This is a genomic window from Paenibacillus sp. J22P51 (genome assembly GCF_059692215.1).
The window spans coordinates 161,190-176,425 of sequence record NZ_JCAUAZ010000004.1 but is presented as its reverse complement, the minus strand read 5'-3'; the positions used below and the strand labels follow the sequence as shown (position 1 = coordinate 176,425).

Below are 15,236 nucleotides of genomic sequence, written 5' to 3'. Positions count from 1 at the left end.
TTTGCCATGAGTCGTGAGCAAGAGCATGAGAAACAACCCAGTCTGCCAAAGCAGGATACAGCTCCTGCAGCATCACCTGTCATTGTTTGGGAACAGCCGATTGAACGTTCAACAGATTCCTTCAGCACTAACAAGGTCATTGCCATTGATACGTATCGCCGACAAATTTCCACTCCCACTACCATAGATTCCGAAGCAACAGTTACTGTTCGCGAGTTTCCCTCTTTTCAAAATGAAGAGCCTATTCGACTCATCATGGTTTCCTCTGGTTTTGGCCAGAAGGTGACGGTTCATACAAATAAGATTCAATGCAAAGCCGCTTAAATTGGCTAAACAACTTAATGGTATAAACAAAATTAACCGATTTTCATAATAGAAAGGATGATTTCAATGAGCTTCATACCTATGGTTGTCGAACAAACCGCACGCGGAGAGCGCTCGTATGATATTTATTCCCGTTTGCTGAAAGACCGCATCGTGTTCCTTGGTACAGAGGTTAATGATCAAGTAGCTAATGCAATTATTGCCCAGCTTTTGTTCCTTTCTGCAGAGGATCCTGAAAAGGATATTTCACTCTACATCAACTCACCTGGCGGCTCAACCTCAGCAGGCCTCGCGATTTATGACACGATGAACTTCATTAAGCCTGATGTATCGACGATTTGCGTAGGAATGGCAGCATCTATGGGGGCAGTTCTCCTTGCAGCCGGTGCTCCAGGCAAACGTTTTGCTCTCCCGAATGCTGAAGTCATGATTCACCAACCTTGGGGAGGAGCGCAAGGGCAAGCGAGTGATATTCACATCCGCGCTCAGCATATTCTCAAAACGCGCAGAGTTCTCAACGGTATCCTTTCCCAAACCACCAAACAACCCATCGAAAAGATCGAGTTAGACACAGACCGCGATTACTTCTTGGATGCAGAGGATGCACGCGTGTATGGGTTGATTGATAAGGTGATTGAGCGGATCTAGCTTAGATAACACGATTGCAAAAGTAAAAAGAGCCTTCATTTAAAATAGGCAGCCCCTAAAGTCATTCATCTGACTTAAGGGGCTGCCCTTTGTTTTTATGAAGGAACATAACTTTCCATATCTAGAATTGGGTACTATATCCTACGAGAAGTTAACAACTAGGAAGTTACAGCGTGACTCGTATCGCCTTTTGGGATAGCCCCTTCACATTCATATCCGACGGATCCCATCACGGGATACCGTCAATTTCTCGTATCCATCTTCGGTAATCAGATACGTATCTTCAATACCGACAACACCTCGCCCCGGAAAGGTGAACTTGGGCTCAATCGCGATGACCATGCCAGGCGCCAGTGGGTATTTGAAGCCCTTGGCGAGAACAGGCAGCTCGTCGATTTCGAGCCCGATGCCGTGACCAAGGAATTTCACTTGGTCAGCGCCGTACCCCATGAAGTGGGCGCCGAGCCCAGCTTCCTGCACTTGATCCAGCGCGAGCAGATACAGATGCTCGGCAATCGTGCCCGGCTGCAGCCTGGCTTCCGTAGCGCGGAGAACCGCTTCTGCCACGTCATAGGCTCGCTGCAGCTCAGGATCTAGATCGCCGATCACAAGCGTGCGCGTCTGATCGATCAAGTACCCGTCGATGGTGCAACCGATATCGACGAGGATCGGGTCGCCGCGCCGAATAAGCGCGTGGCCTGAGCTTTGCGGGCTGGACGGGTGAAGCCCCGTGCCCCCGGCCGGCCCGTCAAAATAGGTGGGCACCGCTGCCGATGCGCCTGACGCGACCATTCCGGTGATTAACTCGGAATTGTACGCGCGCATGCGCATCAGCCCTTGGTGCCCGCGCAGCCTCAGCTGATGCTCAATGAGTGCCATCAGCTCAAACTCCGCCATCCCCTCACGAATGTGGGGGATGACCGCCTCCAGCGCGTCGTCGACGACGCGCGCTGCCGCCCGAATCGCCGTGACTTCGTCCGGCGATTTGATCATGCGCTGCTCTCGCACGAGCAGCGAGCCGTCCTCCCAGACCGCGCCGGGCAGCGCGGTCTGTAACCGCAGGTACAGCTGGACGGGTAACACGTCCAGCTCCGTCGCTATTCGCAGCGGCTCACCCGCCGCGCAGCGCGCGCGAAGCCGCTCGCCGAGCGTCTTCCAAGAGCCAAGCGCTTCGACGGCCGCTGCCGCTTCCTCCTCTGCGCGTACCAAACTGCGACGAACGAGATAGATCGCTTCGCCCTCCGTCGGAATGAACAAATACCCCGTCTGCATCGAGCCGCAGTAATAATATATATCGACATTGTGCGTGACCAAGAAGCCTGACCACCCACGCTTACGCATCTCATCTTGCAGCCACTGCTGCCTTTGCCCAAAAATTGTCATAGCAATCGACTCCTATACGCCGTAGATTCACACCTCACCTCCATTATACATTGAAATAACCTTAATCGCTCAATCGGTGCTCTATCTGTAATCTATCGGTACTCCATCAGTACTCTACCAGCACTCCATCATTACTCTTCAATGCTCTATCCCCTAGTCAAAACACCATCTCCGCAGAAGACTTAATCGTCCACGTGATCGGCTGCAAAACCGTATAGGTTCTCGGGAATTCCAACCGAATAAACATAATCACCCCAGGTCGTTCTAGCGTGACCGTGTAATTCCGACTGTCATCCCGATACGTATAGGGAAATATTTCCCCTTCATTAACAACCTTAAATAAGTCAACCACCACCGTGCTCTGCAAAAACGTATCCGGCAGCGGCTCATTATCCGCATTTAATCGTAAATTCACCTGCAAATACGTAAGCGCAGCCTCTCTGGCCTTCGTCTCATCAATCGAATGAATCCCTTGTGCCAGCTTCGCCACATCACTTTGCTGAGCAGCCGCATGTACGGCATTGTTCAACGCGTGCTTCCCTTGAAACACCGTATGCATCGCCAACTCCTCATCCGTTTGCAGGGCATACAATGACATAAACACCACGCTCATTAACATCATTAAAAGCAGCTTATACACGCCAATCCCTCAACTCTCATGGCACATATTCACTCATTTTCATCCCCGTTGCGCCCATACGGTCAGAAGCAGCGGGGACCGTAATACCCACAAGCTGATCTATTACAAAAAGCCGGTGATAAGGATACGTCATCGTTAACCGCAAGCCCGTTCCCCGCCAGACAGGTGCGCTAGCATCCATTCCCCCAACACCCGTGTTGGTGGCGACCACGTACTCTAGCTCTCCGACAACGAAGCCTCTTTCCGCCATTCGATCTCTGGATTCCTGAATCATCGCTTCATTAATATACCCATGGCTGCCATTCGCGCCAACCTCGAGCAAATAATCGACTTCCTTTTGCAGCACAGCCTGGCGAACAATGATGATATGCTTATACACGGGCGAGAACATAAACCAACAGAGCATCGTTGCAAAAAGAATAAACACCAAAATCTGCTTCATGGATTAATCCGTTCGATAGACCCATTAATTCTACCCCCGCTATCGCTAACTTGCCTGCGAGTCCCCGTACTTCCCCCTACAACATCGAAATAAATACCGATAACGACAATCATCAACAGCACCGTTACAAGAATAGACCTCATACATCGCCTGCCATCACTAGGGTTGAAGTGCAGTAATATTCGTATTAGCTGTCGTCCCATGAGTATTTATATTTCGTCTCATTCCCGTGGATCCATCATTTATAATCGAAGTAAATAACAACGCAACCACAATCAGCATCATCACCGTTACCAAAATATTTCTCATTTCATCGCACTCCTATCGCGCATTAATTAATCGCATCAAATAATCGTTGCCCTTCGGCAATCCAAGGGTACATAAACACCCGAAAAGTATTCAAAATCGGCAGTCCCGCAAGTACAAAAAGCACATACGATACCGTTTCCTTCTTACTGTCGCGAATCAATTCCATTTTCTCTTTATAATCCTGAATGCGTTGCTTTAACAGCTCATAATAACCCCCATGTTCATTCAACCTGAGCGCATTCAGCGTCTCTCCAAAGCTATGGGCCTCCTCGGTTCCTAGCCTCTTTTTAAAATGGGAAATCGCCTCTTCAGCCCCTTGATACCATTCATTCAACATTAGCTGAACGTGAGCTCGAATCGACGTCGTCTGACCGACACATAAGGACAATTTGCCATGCAAATTCAATTTCGAATCATTGTAGTACAAGAGCTGGCGACTAATCGCATAAATATCCCGCACGATGCGCTGGGACCGCTTCTCTTTTAGCTGTGCCAGCACCTTTGCATCCCACAAAAGAAAGATCCCCACAACCACAGCACCCACAAGAACATACGCAGGTTGTAAATGTAAAGAGATCCACGGACGCTTGAAAGCCACATATCCCACCCCTCCAATGAAAAGCGCACCACTTAAAAGCAACCTTCTTGCTCCTTCATACAGATTCGCATTCATCCAAATCCCGCACCCCAACAACAATTGGCGCTTTTCCTCCACAGCTTTCGAGCTCATCCCCAGCAATTTATATAACCAAGGAGGTATTTGAACCTCTCTTAGCGCACTTTTCACTTTCAAAGATCGCCATCTCTTCTTACGAAGCGGTATGTACTTAAGGCCGTGATAGATCATCATCATAAAAAGAATAAATAATAGAAATTGCGTAGCATACTGCAGCATAAGCAACTGGGTGTTGACCAAAACCATGAAAGTCACCTCCTCACATTCTTCGCATGGATAAGTAAATACCCATCAAAAACGATACGAATATCAACAAAAATGCATCTAAAATCATATTCCGACCAGCAGGGTCGATCACATAATACAAATACGCGTTATCTGCATTCACTTTGAAATTAATCCACATGAACAAAGCCATGAATCCGATCGGTGTAAAATTGGCAATGCGGATTTCCAAAAGTCGATTTCGTTCCATCTGATCAAATCGCTGTGCTTTGCGCATGTCTGTGATGAGCTCCTTCAAGCTATCTCCGACGAAGCTTCCCTCATTCAATGCCACTCGCATAATCCCCGTAAAATAATCCGCCCAGATATGACCAAGCGTCAGGGAAAAAATTCGCAAACTTTCCTCCGTATCCCTTTGCGTCATCAAATGACGATATAATTGCTCGAAAACGGGTTTAATCGGATACAAAATTCGATTTTCCTCTAGGCAATACTTCAGCGCGATTTTCATATTCTGATTAGGATCCATCATGTAAGACTGATAAAAAACTTCGACAGCAGGAAGAAACTCTAATCTCGTTCGCAATCGGACGCTCACTAGCTTCACGCGAAGCAGTAAATAAGGGAGCGAAGCACCGATCACGGTAATGATAAGGGCTCCTTTTAAAGATTGGAAAAACAAAACCCCTGCTAACAAACCGGTTAACAACCCAATTAGACTTATCGTGAAGATCGCTCGCATGCTTAATTTCGATTCGACGGATTCAAGCAACTCCTTCATATGCTTATATATCCAGCCCCATGTCTCCAAATAAGAACTTAATCTCGCGCTAACTGTCGAGTTTTTTACATAGTGCAACCTGAATCTGGCTTTGCGTTGTCGGATAAGCAGCTCTAACAGCGCTTGAAAAACCACAAATACAAGTACAAATAACAACAGGAGAAAGACATATTTAGCGAAAATCACCCCTCTAAATCGCCTTCTTTCCCATCATTTTCGATAAATCCGTGCTCCATCAGCAGCGAATAGCTCCCCGCATCAGCCTTCTTAATTTTTCGCGAGGCATGAAGCGACAATTTCCCGGGAAATGTCCATTTGTCTGTCGAGTTGTCATAAAGAGCTAGATTCGTGACGAAAACGCATTCATTTTCATAGCGGTATTCGACGACTCGCACGATCTTTCTTTTGCCGTGAACAACCTGCATTTCAATGCCGATATGTGTCACAAACTCAGTAATCCGTTTCGTCAAACGTTTGGAATCCATCCCTCTGCCATCCAGCATACACATGTCGGTAATCGCGTCCGGCACATCCTCCAGTTCACTCACGTGAACCGTCGTCAAACTGCCCTCATGACCACGCGTACAAGCACGAACATACAAATTCGCATCTTCATCTCGTATTTCGGCGTGACATATGCGCTTTGGGGACTGCCTTAACGCCAACTTAAAAGCCTGCAAACCCGAATGTCTCGAATCCTCCTCGTCTATTTCGTATTCGACGATATTTTTCTGTGGGAAATCTCGTTTTAAATTCAACTCAAATCGCGATTCAATCGTAATGATTCGCTCATTATCGTTCATTTCGGCAATGATCGCCTTAAGTAGGTTTGTTTTACCTGAGTTTGTCGGTCCAATGACGACCATATTGAAGTAAGTGTGGATAAAACAACGAAGTAAAAGCTCCATACGAGCATCCATCGTGGCAAGGTTTGGCGAGGCAAGCGAGGCTAAATCGAATCTTTTTACTGTGTAGAATCGAATCGTTAAGGTCGGTTCGGCTGTAAATCCGAAGCCAGTCATCGTCACACGCGAACCATCTTGAAGAACAACCTCTGCCCACCGCTTTCTGGGATTGAGGGTATCGTGGTTGAACAACACCAAATTCTGTTGAATTCGCTCTAATTCACGGATGGATGGCAGCTCGTAAAGAGAGGGTTTGGCGATGCCGCCACGCACCTCAAAAATCTGCTTACCCACAACCTGAATCTCTTCTAATCCTTCCTTCTGTTTGAGGACGAGTTCAAGGACATTTAAGCCAATAATTTCGGCAAAAATCGCTTCTGGCAGCGTCGTATACCCGCTAGTCCGAGGTGGGATGTCCGAAAGTCTCTTTTTCGACACGAGATCATGAATAATCGCCAGCAGCTTGCCACGATCCTCTTCATAGCCCAGAATCGCGCGATTCAGCGTATCATTATACAGTTGTTTTTCAATCTCCGATCTACCCTTCAAGGAAACAAGCTCACTGCGAATCTCATGTACCCAATGCTGGAAAAAAGCTTCCTCACCCGCGCTAGTGTGATCCTGACCGCTACCATTTACGTGCACTTCGTTTGTCCGTTCGCCTACTCCATTAGGTTTGCTAGTTCCTGCAGCCTGTAATTTCGGGTAGTGATTGAACCCAACAACTGCCTCTTCTGTCCTACGTTCATGCATGTAGGTAATCATCGAAAACCTTTTCCCACTCACTCCCTCCACCTCCTGAAATTGATTTAACTGACCGCACGTTTGCCGGTGATAAGCTTTTGAAACCAGGTTTCTTGCCGCACACTCGTCCTCTGAGGCAGCTTGTAGAAATCAGCAAATTTCCGCGCTACAGCTTTCACCTCACGATGCATCGGATGCGATGAATTCAACATCTCCATCAGCTTCCCTTGGTTGCAACGAGCAAGCGCATCCCCGTACCTGCTGACATGTCCAATCAGATGCAGCTGCATTTCTTTGCGAATATCCTTGATCGTGAATTCGCTTTGCTTCGCGTGCCGATCCGTTTGGACGGCCATAAGCTCGAAAGCATCCGGCTGGAGGCCAAATACAGACCCAACCTGCCTGATCCACCTCGAGAAATCCTCCTGAAAATGTGCAATATCCCCCGTCGTGACAACTATTTTGCTATCTGCTTCAAGCAGCCCGCTAACCGTTGCCGCATTATCCCAATACGCACTAACTTCTATGATACAGATGTCAAAAGCGCCACGTGCCACCCGTAACAAATGAATAATTTCCGTTGGCGTGAAAAACTCTGCCTGCTCACGAAGCATATTCCCATATAAGATATGTAGACCATGCGCCTCTTTTGGCTTATCACAAACGTGAAGCAATCTTTCAGGTGTCAGACTTTGCGCCTTTAGCTCCGCTCTCAACCCATCTAACGTAAATAGGTGCTCTTCACGCCCCAGATACCGATGGAGCTTTGAGCTTTTGAGATTCAAACACAGATAACCCACCTTCTTCGAAGTCTCCATCGCTAATATACAGGCCACGCCAAAAGACGCCAGCGTCGTACCAATATTCGGTGTAGAACCCACGAACGTAATTAATTTGCCTGGAAGCGCCTGACTCAATTGACCACCACATCCCCCATCAACCCATGAGCGGATTTCATCCGCAATCACAGCCGTACTGCGTCCCGGGAGGATATAATCCAGCTTCATCAGCTTGCACATTTTCACATACTTCTCATTGATCGAAGCATCATGATAATTCGAAAGTAACACGATGACTTTCATCGCTGGAACTTGCCCCTGCAAGCCTTCCAGAAACTCCTCCAGCTCCCCGTACGACAACTCCCGATCGGAAAGAATAACGTGCGAGTACGATTGCTCCACAGATTTAGGCTGTAAATCATTCACATCCGAAAATATTCGCCACCCGAACGGTTTCGCATACACCACATTCGTAAGCTCATCAATCAAACGCTGATCCTTCGACACTAGACCGATTTGCACACGGATTCACCTCTCTTTCACTTAAATTAGCATCGAACCCTAGTATTCACGCCCCATATCCTCTCTCACACACCCTATTTCCACTTCATCCACTTCCACATGTTATCCTCGGCTCCCAGCAATCAATCAACTACTCCCCTCTCCCCCTACTCCTCTGCAAGAATCGACATAGAGCTAAAGGCTATCACCAGCTTGGCTTTTTTCGAAGAGCACAGTTGATCGATCTGGAGCCATTCCTTCTCCGTCAAATTCAAATTAATCTGATCAATGGCGCCATTGGCTTCCAGTCTTGAGGTATACATCTTTTGCTCATCGCCCTCAACCTTGGATAACAAATTGGAATTCTTCGGATTATCTACCTCGACATTCGCGGAGGACTTAACAGAAGCAACCGTAATTTCCTTCTCTTCAAAAAGCCTGCGAGAGCTGCCATCACTCCCCGACACATACATACGAACTCGATCGCCAGCGCGGATACCATTGGAAACTGTAAGCAGATACTCTTTGGGAATTTGAAAAGTCGCCTGCTGCTCATTGGGCAGGAGATGATACCGATTCACCTTCCACTTTAGAATGGGCTCTTGCGTACCTAACGGAATCATCGATTCCTGACCTACAACATCAGCTAGCTCCGTCATCATACCAGCCGTGTAGCTTCCTTTCTGAATCGCTTTGAACTCGACCATATCGCCACGAATCAACTGACCTGCACGAATAAAATCCTTCGGAACCACAACCTGAATCGTTTGCTGCAGCTCTACCTGATTCACTTGCAGCACATACACGCCGTATACGAGCAACCCAGCCAGCACCGCAGCAACCACACTAATCAGCAGGCTTCTCCTGCGATTCAATCGATCACCTCCTTCATAATGAACACAACAAAAAGAACGCAAACCTCGGAAAATCCATCTCCGAAATTTGCGTTCTTCGCAAATCAAACTGTATTATTATCAATAAGTTCGAAACAATATAATTAAAGTATCACATAAACTTCCATTTTTCAACATCTATTTACAAAATTCTCATTCTAATTATTTCCAACAAGGTGCTGCCCGCTCATTGAACCCACCAATTCAGAGTGACCTATCTATTCGCACTATCCCACCGACTCAGAAAGATCCTAGTCTACAATCTGTACACACTATCCCTTCCACTCAGGATGCGCCTACCATTTACCACCAACAACTCTCACCAACACCAAGCCAACTCGGCCCATACTTGCTAGACTTGTAGATACCTCAGAAATTGACCACAATCGATATCATCACTTCAGCCCCTGCCTGCCAACCTTGTAGATACCTCAGAAATTGACTTTAAACAATATTATCACTTTGCCCATGCTGCCTGCTAGACTTGTAGATACCTCAGAAAGTGTGCAAACGTGTTGCTATGCAAGAAAAAAGGAGACCCAGCTTATAGCTGGATCTCCTCATTAACCTCCGCAAGTGTTGGCAGCGCAGGTATCGCTCCCCTGCGCGTCGTAGTAATAGCGCCGACGCGGTTCGCGAAGCCAAAAACACGCTCAGCCGCACCAACCTCGGCGAGTGCGTCCACGACTGTGTCTGGCGTCACACCCAGCGACGCCAGCTGATACAGCATGCCGCCGACAAAGCTGTCGCCGGCGCCAGTCGTGTCCACGGCTGCCACGGGCACGCCGGGGATCACGACATCCTGCCGCGCGGTGACGACGCGGCAGCCCTGCGCCCCCAAGGTGATAATGATCACCTTGGGCCCGCACTGCAGCAGCTGCTGCGCACCTGTGGTCGCGTCCACGCCGAGGAGGAATTCGATTTCCTCCTCGCTGACTTTGACCACATCCGCAAGCCCTAGCTGCGCAAGGATCTCAGCCCGAGCCTCATCGGCGCTCGGCCATAGGGCTAACCGCACATTGGGGTCGTACGACACCAATGCGCCAAATTCTCTTGCTCGCCGCGCAGCGTCAAGCGTTGCGGTACGGCATGGCTCGGCGATCAGCGATACCGAGCCGAAGTGATAGACCGCGGCGTCTTCCAGCCACTGCGGCTCGACTTCGTCAGCGCGCAGAAGCATGTCCGCCGCCGGGTCGCGGAAAAACAAGAAAACGCGCTCACCGTCCGCGCGCAGCGAAACAAATGCCAGACCTGTCTTCGCCTCGTCGGTCTGAAGCACAGCCGTCTGCACGCCAACGTCCTGCAGCGTGCGAACTAAATAATCGCCGAAGGGGTCATGGCCGATTTTGCCGATAAACCTTGCGTCGCCGCCTAGTTTGGCGACCGCCGCAGCTACATTGGCTGGCGCTCCGCCCGCAGCCCGGCCAAACTTCGTAACGTCGGCTAACGCTTGACCATTCACCTCGGGCACAAAGTCAATCAACAGTTCACCCAAACACACGATAGTAGATTTGGATGCTTTGTTTGATAACGATGTTTTAGATGTTTCGGTTGTTTGCTCCATATCGCCCATTCCCCTCTATTCTTTATATCCGAGCGCGCGCATGACAAATGCCGTGGTTTGCCCAATCAGCGTTTCCATATCCGGCCGATCTTCCGTAAACATCGGTTCGAAAAACTCCCTCTGTTTATAAAAAAACATAGCGCCTAACACAAACATGAGCGTGCTATCCAACGATTCAAACTCGTACAAGCCATCTTGTCTTCCCTTGTCCAAAAGATCCCGAACTTTTTTCCATAGCGGAAAGACAAGCTCTCTCATTTTCTCCACACGCGGGGTAATCGTGATAATCTCCATCTGAATCAGGCTAATCATCTGCGGATCCTCATTTCGAATCTTCACAACTTCCCTAATCACCATTTGGATTCCTGCATATGGATCTTCAACTTTAAAAAATTCCGTTAATTTGTCTGAAGGAAAAAACTGTTTAAATATTTCATGGAAAACGCTCTCTTTTCCACCAAAATAATAGGAAACCAGAGCCACATTGGCCCCGGCCTCCTCACATATTTGACGTACGCTAGTTGCATCGTAACCATGCTTCGCGAAAAGCTTTTTCGCTGCAAGTACAATTTTCATTTTCATATCTGACTCTTGTTGAACCATGTCTAGCGCCCTCCTATTCGATCGTTAAGCGTTTGATGGAACACGAACTGCGGATGGAGCCGTCTTTGCTTTTTTCACAAAAACAACTAGCGTATCAATGACAAGCGCCACTGCAGCAATGACCACTAAAAAACCGACTTCGCTGCCAACACCAGGTCCACCAAATAAAATATTCATCAGCCCGTTCACTGCATAAGTCGCCGGGAAGAAATTACTAATTGAATGATAGAAATCCGACAGTAACTCTCTAGGCACAATCGCACCCGAGGAGACCAATTGCAGGGATAACATAGCAATGTTAAATAGCATACCTGCGTTCCCAAACAATGTCAAAAACATTTGTGCAACCAAAGCAAACGTTAATAAGAACAATGATTCGAAGCCCCAAAGAGCAGCAAAGCCTTTATCTACTTGACCCCCCAATGCAACAACCATAGTGGCACTGATGAGTCCAATAGCAATCGCAGCAATCACAGTTATACTGATACGCGCGGCCATTTTTTGCGTTTTGGACAGTGATGCACCTATTAGATTGTTTGAGACACTGAAGTTCATTCCCATGATCATCGTACCCACAATAGAGGCTAGCACAAGCATCATCGGCAGCATTTGATTCGGCATATCCTTTACTTTATTCGTGCTTTGAATGTCCGAGCTCACCTTACTCGCCAGCCCTTGTGCAATCTGAGTCGCTTGCTCAGCCGGAAGCTGTGGATTCACTTGTGTCAGTACAGCCGATGCCCCTGCCGCCACTGCCTCTTTATTTACTGTTGCCGTAATATTCCCCGCCACAGCCTGCATGATCGACTTCGTCATAGACGGATTCGACTCATTAACTGTATAAGTAATCGGTGCTGTTTGCCCTGGCGTTTGAAGTTTTTTCGAAAAATCCGGCGAAATGTGCATAACCATCTGCACTTCGCGCATATTAAGCTTCCTCTGGGCTTCCTCATCCGAAGCGATAACTTCCGATTTAAAAGGCAGATTACTCTGCAGGCTTTGAACAATTTTGCCTCCCATTACCTGATCTTCATTGACGATCGCAATCTTCAAATTCTTCGTATTATCCGATACCCCCGAATACCCTGTCATCCATATGATACTAAACAACAATTGAAACGTAATCGCTGTAATTATCCCTACCTTAGTTGTCGCTGGCTTTAAAAAAGTTGCTATTGCCTGTCTCATGTGACCACTCCTTCTCATTAAACAATCATTTAAATTAAACGTTTGTTTAAATAATAAGACAGTTAAAACCATTTGTCAATTCAGAAAAAAATCGATCGAGTCGTCTATCTAACTAACGACAAGAAAATACTGTTATGAAGACAGCTTGGTCGGCTGCCTTCTCTATTTGTTGAACTATTGTTCTCCGTTTGTATCGTAAATGGTAGGACGGTTGAAAAGCGCCGGTCATTTCACCCTGAAGGTGCGATGACCGAATCGGCGTACGAGAATAAACGCGGCGGCCAAGTAAAAGAGTGTTACAATCACGACTGTTACAGTGAAAGGGAGCGCCGAGGCTTTCACTACGATACTGATCCCGCATGCCGACGACACCACCATGTTCACGACATAAAAGAAAGGATTTTTCACATTCAGTTCGGTTGAGTATGGCTGAAAGATATAGTACATCAACAGGTGATGGACGGAGAAAAAAACGGACAGCACCAGCAGGCACACCCACAGCAGAAGCAACTCCAGATTTAGCGCTGCGCCGGCTGCCAGGGCAATTAGTGTCAGCGCGGCTCCGAGAGTGGCGGCGATCGCTAGGTTCAGCCCCGTGATTCGGTACAGCCTGATGCGGAAATGCCGTATCGCGGCATTCCGGTAGAAGCTGTAACGCAGCAGGCTGAGATCGCAGTTGTAAAATATAGCGCGGCACACCTTGTCCCCTACAGTCAGGAAGTTCAAAATTAAAGCCAGAAAAGGAAGAATAATCCCCAGGTTTGAACTCAGAAGAGCGGCCCGTTGACTGTCCAGCGCTGCAAAAACAGCGCCTGCAACGCCCATAACGCCAATGATGGCTAGTCTTTTGTAGACCGGTTGTGTGATCAGGCTGCGATGCCGTGCGAAAAAAAGCGCATTCAGATAAGCATAACCTTCCTTGGTTCTGAACTTGTCGGCCTGTATCGTCGTCAAAGCGTAATCGCTGTCTTTAGATCGGACACTCGTTTTCTGTGCATCCGACATCATGCGCCCGATATCCAGCAGCGGATCGTCCCGTTTCGTTGCGACGTCAACCGCGGTTAGGTAATCGGGATACCGGGCCAGCCGCAACGCAGCGAAAGTGCCTAATGCCGCAATGACGAGAACAGCAGGAAAACCAATTAGCAGCGAGCCGCTATTTGGCGTCCAATTGAGGAGTAGCGGTGCATAAGCGGCCGTATAGCCAAGTCCGATCGTCAACCAGACAATCAAGTTGTTTCGGATCAGTACTATGCCGGTTTTCTCAAACAGCTTCAAATGCATATATTCGCAGAATACCCGCCAAAGCGTGACTGCAGCCGTCAACGCCAGCGCTTGCGGGATGGAGGCACCCAGCAAGGAAGTAAAGAGCAGCAGTGCAGGAATATAATAGACAAAATATGTGCAGTAACGATAACTGAGCAAAGTCCGCATATACGTGGCCGGCGAAAGCCTCATCAGCTTCACGGCGATGTATTTCTCCCGTTTCGGCTCCAGCACGGAGGCATTGGTGCCACCGGCCACCACAAAGCTAAGTAGTAAAAAAATGTGCAAAAACAGCTGCAGTTGGTCTTCCTGAGGCAGCGACCGATTCGGTGCAACGGCAGGCAAATAGACGAGCAGACCTGTATATGCCAGCTTGGAAAACAGTCCCCAAAGCACGTTCAGAATGAGTGAGATGACGGTAACGGTTCTTTTGATAGGCAGATTGGCATAGACGGTGTCCGGTATCTGTCTGCCGATCAGCGGAAGCTTCTGCGCATAATAAATAAACCGATTGGCCGCAGAGGATGTCCGGATGGCGAGCAGCGTATTAATCGTTCTCAGCATGGCTTTCATCCTTTAACAAATGAATAATGCGCTGTTCGAATTCCGGACTGTGCAACAGCTCAGCCGGAACGGCGGACAGCTGGCCATTGTTCAGCACAACAAGCTCATCGCATAGATCTGAAGCCAACTGTAAAATGTGGGTGGAGAAAATGAGGATATGATCGCGCTTCATCTCACGCAACATATTTTTCATCTCCAGCGCCACGATGACGTCGAAGGAGGTGAGCGGCTCGTCGAGCAGAATGATCGGCGGTTTCGTAATCAGAAACAGCAGCATTTGAATTTTGTTTTTCATCCCGTGGGAGTAGCTTTTGATCAGCCTGTGCCGGTCTTCTTTCGCCATGCTCATGATGTCGAAATAAGCGTCGATGCTTAGGTCCGGCCGCAGGTTGTCCCGGTTAATATCCATGAAGAACTTAACGAATTCATAGCCGGTCAGAAACTCGGGCAGAATCGGCAGCGAATACACATACCCGACATCCTCTTCACGGAGCTCCCGCACGACGCCATTATCCTCAAGATGAGCTTGTCCCCCGTCCATTTTCGTCTCGCCGCTCAAACAGTTGAACAGCGTCGTCTTCCCGGCTCCGTTGCGGCCAAGCAGTCCATAAATTTTCCCTTTCTGAAATCTGAATCCAACGCCTTGAAGCACCTTTTTGTCGCCGAATTTCTTGACGATATTGTCCAGGGTCAATTGCAAGTATAACGCCTCCGTTCGCTTCGTATGTTGTGCCTTATCTTTTTACGTTCCATTAATTTCCCCCTCCTGTAAGTTTGTTTGGTGAATTTGTTTTTAACTAA

The 15,236-nt window shown here is 48.1% G+C and carries 16 protein-coding genes; 2 read left to right on the top strand and 14 right to left on the bottom strand.

The genetic code is table 11. The features are described 5' to 3' along the window. The first annotated feature begins 6 nt into the window (after positions 1 to 6). Positions 7 to 324, top strand: coding sequence for a hypothetical protein (locus AC58QC_RS11710; protein WP_497415319.1), 318 nt, complete (start codon positions 7 to 9; stop codon positions 322 to 324). A 66-nt stretch (positions 325 to 390) separates the two neighbouring features. Beyond that, positions 391 to 972, top strand: a complete 582-nt coding sequence (gene clpP / locus AC58QC_RS11705) for an ATP-dependent Clp endopeptidase proteolytic subunit ClpP (protein WP_497415318.1) — start codon at positions 391 to 393, stop codon at positions 970 to 972. A gap of 210 nt (positions 973 to 1,182) precedes the next feature. Here the strand turns inward: clpP and AC58QC_RS11700 are convergent, their stop codons facing one another. From AC58QC_RS11700 to AC58QC_RS11635, 14 genes are all read right to left on the bottom strand, one after another. After that, positions 1,183 to 2,355, bottom strand: a complete 1,173-nt coding sequence (locus AC58QC_RS11700) for a M24 family metallopeptidase (protein WP_497415317.1) — start codon at positions 2,353 to 2,355, stop codon at positions 1,183 to 1,185. A gap of 157 nt (positions 2,356 to 2,512) precedes the next feature. Continuing rightward, positions 2,513 to 2,995 (bottom strand): hypothetical protein, encoded by a 483-nt coding sequence (locus tag AC58QC_RS11695; RefSeq protein ID WP_497415316.1) that lies wholly within the window; start codon positions 2,993 to 2,995, stop codon positions 2,513 to 2,515. Between the two features lie 16 nt (positions 2,996 to 3,011). Beyond that, complete coding sequence (locus AC58QC_RS11690; RefSeq protein WP_497415315.1) at positions 3,012 to 3,437, bottom strand: hypothetical protein; 426 nt, start codon at positions 3,435 to 3,437, stop codon at positions 3,012 to 3,014. Beyond that, positions 3,434 to 3,580: a hypothetical protein gene (locus tag AC58QC_RS11685; RefSeq protein WP_497415314.1), complete on the bottom strand. Its 147-nt coding sequence runs from the start codon at positions 3,578 to 3,580 to the stop codon at positions 3,434 to 3,436. The genes AC58QC_RS11690 and AC58QC_RS11685 overlap by 4 nt, the downstream gene beginning before the upstream one ends. Positions 3,581 to 3,768: 188 nt before the next feature. Next, entirely contained in the window at positions 3,769 to 4,668 is a 900-nt protein-coding gene (locus AC58QC_RS11680; protein WP_497415313.1) for a hypothetical protein, read from the bottom strand. Positions 4,669 to 4,681: 13 nt separating this feature from the next. Further along, positions 4,682 to 5,614 (bottom strand): hypothetical protein, encoded by a 933-nt coding sequence (locus tag AC58QC_RS11675; RefSeq protein WP_497415312.1) that lies wholly within the window; start codon positions 5,612 to 5,614, stop codon positions 4,682 to 4,684. Then, positions 5,611 to 7,119, bottom strand: a complete 1,509-nt coding sequence (locus tag AC58QC_RS11670; protein ID WP_497415311.1) for an ATPase, T2SS/T4P/T4SS family — start codon at positions 7,117 to 7,119, stop codon at positions 5,611 to 5,613. The genes AC58QC_RS11675 and AC58QC_RS11670 overlap by 4 nt, the downstream gene beginning before the upstream one ends. A gap of 23 nt (positions 7,120 to 7,142) precedes the next feature. Next, positions 7,143 to 8,378: a CpaE/TadZ family protein gene (locus AC58QC_RS11665; protein ID WP_497415310.1), complete on the bottom strand. Its 1,236-nt coding sequence runs from the start codon at positions 8,376 to 8,378 to the stop codon at positions 7,143 to 7,145. A 146-nt stretch (positions 8,379 to 8,524) separates the two neighbouring features. Further along, positions 8,525 to 9,232: a CpaB family protein gene (locus tag AC58QC_RS11660; protein ID WP_497415309.1), complete on the bottom strand. Its 708-nt coding sequence runs from the start codon at positions 9,230 to 9,232 to the stop codon at positions 8,525 to 8,527. 562 nt (positions 9,233 to 9,794) lie between these two features. Beyond that, a complete protein-coding gene (locus AC58QC_RS11655) occupies positions 9,795 to 10,814 on the bottom strand; it encodes a PfkB family carbohydrate kinase (RefSeq protein WP_497415308.1) in 1,020 nt (339 codons plus the stop codon). A gap of 15 nt (positions 10,815 to 10,829) precedes the next feature. Then, positions 10,830 to 11,417, bottom strand: coding sequence for a TetR family transcriptional regulator (locus AC58QC_RS11650; RefSeq protein WP_497415307.1), 588 nt, complete (start codon positions 11,415 to 11,417; stop codon positions 10,830 to 10,832). Positions 11,418 to 11,441: 24 nt separating this feature from the next. After that, positions 11,442 to 12,605: a YhgE/Pip domain-containing protein gene (locus AC58QC_RS11645; protein ID WP_497415306.1), complete on the bottom strand. Its 1,164-nt coding sequence runs from the start codon at positions 12,603 to 12,605 to the stop codon at positions 11,442 to 11,444. A 225-nt stretch (positions 12,606 to 12,830) separates the two neighbouring features. After that, positions 12,831 to 14,435: a hypothetical protein gene (locus AC58QC_RS11640; RefSeq protein WP_497415305.1), complete on the bottom strand. Its 1,605-nt coding sequence runs from the start codon at positions 14,433 to 14,435 to the stop codon at positions 12,831 to 12,833. Then, on the bottom strand, positions 14,419 to 15,135 hold the full coding sequence (locus AC58QC_RS11635; protein ID WP_497415304.1) for an ABC transporter ATP-binding protein: 717 nt from the start codon (positions 15,133 to 15,135) through the stop codon (positions 14,419 to 14,421). The genes AC58QC_RS11640 and AC58QC_RS11635 overlap by 17 nt, the downstream gene beginning before the upstream one ends. Between the last annotated feature and the right edge of the window lie 101 nt (positions 15,136 to 15,236).

Excerpts from the sequence above, each read along its gene's own strand:
- AC58QC_RS11700 (WP_497415317.1), bottom strand. The coding sequence starts at position 2,355 with ATGACAATTTTTGGGCAAAGGCAGCAGTGGCTGCAAGATGAGATGCGT.
- clpP (WP_497415318.1), top strand. The coding sequence starts at position 391 with ATGAGCTTCATACCTATGGTTGTCGAACAAACCGCACGCGGAGAGCGC.
- AC58QC_RS11645 (WP_497415306.1), bottom strand. The coding sequence starts at position 12,605 with ATGAGACAGGCAATAGCAACTTTTTTAAAGCCAGCGACAACTAAGGTA.
- AC58QC_RS11690 (WP_497415315.1), bottom strand. The coding sequence starts at position 3,437 with ATGAAGCAGATTTTGGTGTTTATTCTTTTTGCAACGATGCTCTGTTGG.
- AC58QC_RS11710 (WP_497415319.1), top strand. The coding sequence starts at position 7 with ATGAGTCGTGAGCAAGAGCATGAGAAACAACCCAGTCTGCCAAAGCAG.
- AC58QC_RS11655 (WP_497415308.1), bottom strand. The coding sequence starts at position 10,814 with ATGGAGCAAACAACCGAAACATCTAAAACATCGTTATCAAACAAAGCA.
- AC58QC_RS11680 (WP_497415313.1), bottom strand. The coding sequence starts at position 4,668 with ATGGTTTTGGTCAACACCCAGTTGCTTATGCTGCAGTATGCTACGCAA.
- AC58QC_RS11650 (WP_497415307.1), bottom strand. The coding sequence starts at position 11,417 with ATGGTTCAACAAGAGTCAGATATGAAAATGAAAATTGTACTTGCAGCG.
- AC58QC_RS11640 (WP_497415305.1), bottom strand. The coding sequence starts at position 14,435 with ATGCTGAGAACGATTAATACGCTGCTCGCCATCCGGACATCCTCTGCG.
- AC58QC_RS11685 (WP_497415314.1), bottom strand. The coding sequence starts at position 3,580 with ATGAGGTCTATTCTTGTAACGGTGCTGTTGATGATTGTCGTTATCGGT.